8 protein-coding genes are annotated in these 5,725 nt (G+C 36.1%); all 8 read right to left on the bottom strand.

Annotated elements, in window-relative coordinates; translation table 11 throughout:
* Window positions 1-561, bottom strand: a 561-nt coding sequence (gene tolA / locus QV04_RS09250; RefSeq protein WP_065233407.1) for a cell envelope integrity protein TolA, incomplete at its 3' end; no start/stop codon positions are given.
* Between the two features lie 16 nt (window positions 562-577).
* Window positions 578-1,000, bottom strand: a complete 423-nt coding sequence (gene tolR, locus QV04_RS09245; RefSeq protein ID WP_013746816.1) for a colicin uptake protein TolR — start codon at window positions 998-1,000, stop codon at window positions 578-580.
* Window positions 1,001-1,026: 26 nt separating this feature from the next.
* The gene (tolQ, locus tag QV04_RS09240; protein WP_039136389.1) at window positions 1,027-1,716 is read right to left on the bottom strand and encodes a protein TolQ; all 690 of its coding nucleotides are present in this window, start codon (window positions 1,714-1,716) and stop codon (window positions 1,027-1,029) included.
* A 22-nt stretch (window positions 1,717-1,738) separates the two neighbouring features.
* A complete protein-coding gene (ybgC, locus tag QV04_RS09235) occupies window positions 1,739-2,149 on the bottom strand; it encodes a tol-pal system-associated acyl-CoA thioesterase (RefSeq protein WP_065230491.1) in 411 nt (136 codons plus the stop codon).
* A 110-nt stretch (window positions 2,150-2,259) separates the two neighbouring features.
* Window positions 2,260-2,547, bottom strand: coding sequence for a cyd operon protein YbgE (gene ybgE / locus QV04_RS09230; RefSeq protein ID WP_065230492.1), 288 nt, complete (start codon window positions 2,545-2,547; stop codon window positions 2,260-2,262).
* 9 nt (window positions 2,548-2,556) lie between these two features.
* Window positions 2,557-2,655, bottom strand: coding sequence for a cytochrome bd oxidase small subunit, CydX/CbdX family (locus QV04_RS11365; protein ID WP_018346408.1), 99 nt, complete (start codon window positions 2,653-2,655; stop codon window positions 2,557-2,559).
* 10 nt (window positions 2,656-2,665) lie between these two features.
* The gene (gene cydB, locus QV04_RS09225; protein WP_039174001.1) at window positions 2,666-3,802 is read right to left on the bottom strand and encodes a cytochrome d ubiquinol oxidase subunit II; all 1,137 of its coding nucleotides are present in this window, start codon (window positions 3,800-3,802) and stop codon (window positions 2,666-2,668) included.
* A gap of 15 nt (window positions 3,803-3,817) precedes the next feature.
* Entirely contained in the window at window positions 3,818-5,368 is a 1,551-nt protein-coding gene (locus QV04_RS09220; protein WP_039174002.1) for a cytochrome ubiquinol oxidase subunit I, read from the bottom strand.
* Window positions 5,369-5,725 lie beyond the last annotated feature (357 nt).

The raw sequence follows: 5,725 nt of genomic DNA, 5'->3' as shown, positions 1-5,725 counted from the left end.
TTTAGCTTCAGCTGCTACTTTTTCAGCTTTCGCTTTAGCCTCAGCAGCTGCTTTAGCCTCTTTTTCTTTTGCCTCTTTTTTTGCTTGTGCTTCAGCTAAAGCTGCTTTTTCCGCTTGTTCCTTCGCTAATTTTTCTGCTTTCTCTTTTGCAGCTTTTTCCGCTTGTTCTTTCGCTAATTGTTCAGCTTTCTCTTTAGCTTCTTGTTCCGCCTTTTCTCTTGCCGCCTGTTCTGCTTTTTCTTTTGCTTCTTTGATCTTTTGCTGTTCTTGGCGTTCTTTTTCAGCCTGTTCTTTACTTTGCTGTTCTCTTTCTTTATCAGCTATTTCTCGTTTTGATGGCGGATTACCTTTCTTCTCTTGCTGTAATCTGCCCCATTCTTGAGCGGCAGCCCCAGTATCAACCATAATGGCACCCAAAACTTCGCCATTGCCCTCACCGCCCCCCATTGGTCTTACTTCTTCCAGTCTTGAGCCGATAAAAAGTAAACCAAAAAGCAGAATGTGCAAAAGAATTGAAATCAAAACTGCTTTTTTGAATTTCTGTTGTTGATTATATTGCACAATACTATCCTAATCTTTATAGCGGATCCGTCATTAAACCCACGCTTTTTATCCCTGCGGTATGCAGTAAATTTAACCCTTTGATAATTTCTTCATAAGGTGCATCTTTTGCCCCACCAACAAGAAACAGTGTTGTATTATCCTTTTCAAATGCTTCTTTTGACATTTGAACAACCATTTCTTCGGTTAGATTTTCATTTCTTACACCATCAATAGAAAGCGTATATTGATTTGTACCGTCAACTTCCAAAATAACAGGTGTTTTATCTTCATTAGAAACGGTTTGACTGTCAGTAGAGTCCGGCAAATCAACTTGCACACTTTGGCTAATAATCGGTGCAGTAGCCATAAATATTAATAATAAAACTAACAATACATCCAAAAATGGGACGATATTAATTTCAGACTTTATTGATCGACCCTGACGACGAGATTGCATAATGTCCTCTTCAACATTAATAAAAATTAGTTATGAAAATTACTTTGACCAAATACTTTGCGGTGCAAAATTGTCGTAAATTCATCAATAAAATTTGCATAATTCTGTTCAAGCTTATTCACTCTTAAACTCAAACGGTTATAAGCCATTACCGCAGGAATTGCCGCAAAAAGCCCAATTGCAGTTGCAATTAGAGCTTCAGCAATACCAGGTGCCACCATTTGCAAGGTTGCCTGCTTAACATTACTTAATGCCATAAATGCGTGCATAATTCCCCATACTGTACCGAATAACCCGATATAAGGACTAACTGAGGCCACTGTCGCTAAGAAAGGCACTGTATTTTCTACATCTTCAATCTCACGATTCATCGCTAAATGCATTGCACGCGAACTTCCTTGAATAATAGATTCTGATGCATTCGGATTAGCTTGTTTAAGGCGGGAAAATTCTTTAAAGCCAACAAAAAAGATTTGCTCACTACCAGAAAGTCCGTCACGACGATTGGATAATCCTTCATAAAGTTTAGTTAAATCTTCACCTGACCAAAAGCGTTCTTCAAAAGCCATTGATTGTTTTAATGCTTTAGAAAGAATCTTACTGCGTTGAATAATAATTGCCCAAGAAATAATTGAAAATAGGATCAAAATCGAAATCACTATTTGTACAACTACACTGGCTTTAAGAAATAAGTCGAAAAAATTCAATTCAGACATTTAATGCTCCATAAATTGCCTATCACGGTTTTTCATCTTTGAGTAATCTTTTGATTTCTTGAGGAAGTGAGGTGGGTTTCATGAGATTTATATTTACGCAAGCTACTTTCACGGTGGCAGAACAATAAAGTTTGTCCTTTTGAATCAACTTCTGTGTGAAAACCAAACTGGCATTTTTAACTTCAACTAAAATCGTTTCGACAATTAATAAATCGTCTAGGCGAGCTGGATAGCGGAAATCAATTTCCATCTGTTTAACAACAAAAGCAAGACCTTGCTGTTGTATAATTTCATTTTGAGAGAACCCTTTTTCTCTCAAGAATTCTGTTCTCGCTCGTTCAAAAAAATGAAGATAGCGAGAATGATAAACAACACCCCCTGCATCAGTATCTTCATAATAGATGCGAACCGGATATGTAGAGTTATTTTTCATTGCTACTGCTATCTGTTTCTCTATAACAAAAAAGTTTCGCTATTCTAATGAACGTGCAAATTAACTGCAATAGGCTTGATGACTTAAACGTAAAAATTTTTTCTTCGCCATCACATAAAATAAATAAATATGAGTACAATAATCGCAACAATATAAGAAAAAATCGGTAAAAACAATAATTTCCATATTGTTTTATAAATTTCTAAACCAAAGCCGTGAATCCATAGTGTCGCTACGCTCCAAAAAATAATCAACGTATAAAGCGGCGAAATACCACCATAATCCAATGCAAAGCGTTCCGTATGCAAAAAAATTGTTGCTGTTAGAATAAATGCGAGAACGAATGAAAGGGCTCGAATTGAGCCCTTATTTGTTAATTGATACAGTGTTTGAATCATATCGTATTATTACTCATCAAACTTACCAGTTTTTTCAATACTGATATTGATCACTGCTGTTAAGCAAACTGCAAATAACACGCCCAAAACCCAAGTTACATAAAACATAAATTTCTCCTTAGTATAATGAGTGTTTGTTATTTTCGATGAAGTTTTCATCGATACGACCAAACATCTTAATATATGACCAAATTGTATAGCTTAATAGGATAACTACAAAAATCACAGCTAAGATTAACATTAATGTCAATGTTAATTGGCTTGAGCTTGAATCCCATAATAATAAGCTCATTTCCGGATGAGTAATTGATGGCATTAAGAATGGGAACATTGAAACACCACAAGTTAAAATGATGCCCGCCATTGTCAATGATGAGAATAAGAAGGCAAATCCGGAACGATCCGCTTTAGAGAACACAATATTCAATAATGCGGAAACAACTGCCAATGCAGGGAAAATCCAAAGAATAGGCATTTCTTTGTAATTATTGAACCAAGCACCTTCCTGCATAATCACTTCTTTACCAAACGGTGATGTAGGAGCACTGTGATCGATCGCACTAGTTACAACGAAACCGTCTTTGAATAATAACCATACTCCAGCTAATACAAATGCAACTAAAGTGATTAACGCACCGACTTGAGAAATCACTCTTGCACGATTACGTAAATCAGCAGTTGTTTTCATTTGTAACCAAGCTGCACCTTGTGTTGTTAACATTGCTAAACTAATAACTCCACAAAGAAGTGCAAATGGATTTAATAATTCAAAGAATGATCCTGTATATTTCACTTGAACAATAGAACTAAATTCAAAAGGTACGCCTTGTAATAAATTACCAAAAGCTACCCCAAAAACAAGTGAAGGAACAAAACCACCGATAAACAATCCTAAGTCCCACGCTTTACGCCAAGTTGGATTTTCCACTTTAGCACGATATTCTAATCCAACAGGACGGAAGAATAATGCAGCTAAAACAAGGATCATTGCAATATAAAATCCTGAGAAGGATGTTGCATAAATAAGTGGGAATGCAGCAAACATTGCACCACCGGCAGTTAATAACCAAACTTGGTTACCATCCCAGTGAGGAGCGATAGAGTTAAGCATAATACGCTTTTCCACTTCTTTTTTACCTGCAAAAGGAAGAAGTGTTAAAACCCCCATATCGAATCCGTCAGTAACTGCAAAGCCAATAAGCAACACACCTAAGAGGATCCACCATACAAATCGTAGAAATTCATAATCAATCATGATTTAGGCTCCTGCTTATTTAGTTGATTGTTCAAAATAGTAACGACCTGTTTTTAATGAACTTGGGCCAAGTCGACTATATTTAACCATTAGATATACTTCTGCAACTAAGAAGATAGTATATAACGCACAAACTAGACCAATTGAGAACCAGAGATCTCCAGTTGTCAATGCAGAGTTCGCTACGCCTACCGGTAATACCTCAAAGATTGCCCAAGGTTGTCTTCCATATTCAGCTAAGAACCAACCTGATTCAATTGCAATCCACGGTAAAGGAAGCCCATAAAGCAAAGCTTTAAGTAAAAACTTGTTTTCACCAACAGTTTTTCTGATATTTGCAATAAATGCACCGATAATGAGAAGTAGTAATAAACCGCCTGCAAATATCATAATACGGAATGACCAGAAAGTAGGTCCAACATCAGGAATAGTATCGGCTGCTGCCTGTTTTACTTGTTCGTCAGTTGCATCAACAACATTATCGGTATAACGTTTTAACAATAAACCATACCCAAGATCTTTTTCCACTGCTTTAAATTGAGCAATAGTATCTGCATCTTTTTGACCTGAACGAAGTTTTTCCAATAAACCGTATGCAACCATACCATTACGTACACGTTCTTCATTTTGAACTCGTAAATCATTCAAACCGGTAATTTCTTTATCTAAAGAACGGGTTGCAATGATACCTGCAGCGTAAGGAATTTGTAATGCAAATTCATTACGACCTTCTTGTGAATTCGGAACAATAGCAATATTCCACGCAGCCGGAGCCGGTTCAGTATCCCACTCTCCTTCCATAGCGGCAAGTTTAGTTGGTTGAGCCTGACCGACTTCATAACCTGCTTCATCTCCCATAATTAAAACAGATAATATTGCAATGAAGCCAAATGTTGCCCCAATTGAGAAAGAACGTTTTGCAAAACCGATATCACGCCCTTTAAGCAAATAATAAGAACTGACTGCTAATACGAAAATTGCACCACAAACATACCCAGAAGACAAAGTATGCAAGAATTTAGTTTGTGCTTGAGGATTTAACCATAGTTCTAGGAAACTACTCATTTCCATACGCATAGTATCAAAATTGAATTCTGCGCCTACAGGATCTTGCATCCAGCCGTTTGCAACCAAAATCCACATGGCAGATAAGTTCGAACCGAATGCAACGCAGTAAGTTGATAACAAGTGTTTCGCTTTTGAAAGTCTATCCCAACCGAAGAAGAATAAACCCACGAAAGTAGATTCTAAGAAGAATGCAAGTAACGCTTCAATTGCTAATGGTGCACCGAAGATATCACCTACATAGTGTGAATAATAAGACCAGTTAGTACCAAATTGGAATTCCATTGTGATACCAGTTGTCACTCCTAGAGCAAAGTTAATACCAAACAATTTGCCCCAGAACTTAGTCATATCTTTATATACCTCTTTCCCTGTCGTTACATAGATGGTTTCCATTATTACAAGAATAAAGGACAAACCCAATGTTACAGGTACGAATAGGAAGTGGTATAGTGCAGTCAATGCAAACTGCAATCTCGAGAGTTCAACAATGTCTAACATCTCAATCAACCTCTTGTACTCAATACAAGTTTAAAAAAGATTACAAATCCTGTAATCACCCCATTAGCCATTAATCAATATCAATTAATTAGCTTAAATATCAAACTCAGGTAAAGATATGATTTATTTCACATTGAAATAAAGGATAACTCTAACCGTTTAATACATCTTTTATTTTACTCCTAAAAATGGGGTAGAGGAAACCCAAAAAGTTTTAGATTGATCACAAAATCGCATTAAAATCAAAAAAATAAATTTCAATAACAGAATATTATTTGATACATATCAATTTTTATATTTTTTGTAACATTTTATTAAAAACTTATTTTTTGATTTACCGACAAAAACAACTTTTTA

It is taken from the genome of Gallibacterium genomosp. 1 (assembly GCF_001678575.1).
Classification (GTDB): Bacteria; Pseudomonadota; Gammaproteobacteria; order Enterobacterales; family Pasteurellaceae; genus Gallibacterium.
The sequence above is the reverse complement of the archived record's forward strand: the minus strand, read 5'-3'. Positions and strand labels throughout refer to the sequence as shown.

What these genes read in the sequence shown, in the direction of transcription:
- cydB (WP_039174001.1), bottom strand. Translation starts at nt 3,802, where the DNA reads ATGATTGATTATGAATTTCTACGATTTGTATGGTGGATCCTCTTAGGT.
- tolR (WP_013746816.1), bottom strand. Translation starts at nt 1,000, where the DNA reads ATGCAATCTCGTCGTCAGGGTCGATCAATAAAGTCTGAAATTAATATC.
- QV04_RS11365 (WP_018346408.1), bottom strand. Translation starts at nt 2,655, where the DNA reads ATGTTTTATGTAACTTGGGTTTTGGGCGTGTTATTTGCAGTTTGCTTA.
- ybgC (WP_065230491.1), bottom strand. Translation starts at nt 2,149, where the DNA reads ATGAAAAATAACTCTACATATCCGGTTCGCATCTATTATGAAGATACT.
- ybgE (WP_065230492.1), bottom strand. Translation starts at nt 2,547, where the DNA reads ATGATTCAAACACTGTATCAATTAACAAATAAGGGCTCAATTCGAGCC.
- QV04_RS09220 (WP_039174002.1), bottom strand. Translation starts at nt 5,368, where the DNA reads ATGTTAGACATTGTTGAACTCTCGAGATTGCAGTTTGCATTGACTGCA.
- tolQ (WP_039136389.1), bottom strand. Translation starts at nt 1,716, where the DNA reads ATGTCTGAATTGAATTTTTTCGACTTATTTCTTAAAGCCAGTGTAGTT.